We start from the raw sequence: 374 nt of genomic DNA on the forward strand, positions 1-374 counted from the left end.
GAGCAAGAACTATCGCAAGCGCTCTCATCAAATATTGATTTAGATAGCTTAGAAGATGATTTTGATGATGAGCCATTAATTGATAGCGAGTTCGATGAATCAAATTTAGAGCCTGAAATTAATGAAGAAGCCAACGTTTTAGTCCCAGAGGATACGGACGAAGATTCATTACTAGGCGCTGATTTAGAGTTTGATTCAGTGGGTGTCGAAGGCGTTGAAGAGCAAGTTTTAGAAACGCCCCAAAACGACATTGAGAGAACGGATACTAAAGAATTTGAACAAGATTTAGATGATGGCGGCAGTGCGATTGCTCAGGAAGTCGACATTGAGCATGAACCAGAATTATCACCAAGCCAAACAGAGCAAGAACTATC

At 40.6% G+C, this 374-nt stretch carries 1 protein-coding gene; it reads left to right on the forward strand.

Going from position 1 to position 374, the window contains the following annotated elements:
• Window positions 1–374: hypothetical protein (locus tag CWB65_RS19525; RefSeq protein ID WP_138741291.1), on the forward strand; the 374-nt coding region annotated here is incomplete at both ends.

The sequence above is a fragment of the Pseudoalteromonas sp. S554 genome (assembly GCF_005930865.1).
Lineage (GTDB): Bacteria > Pseudomonadota > Gammaproteobacteria > Enterobacterales > Alteromonadaceae > Pseudoalteromonas > Pseudoalteromonas marina.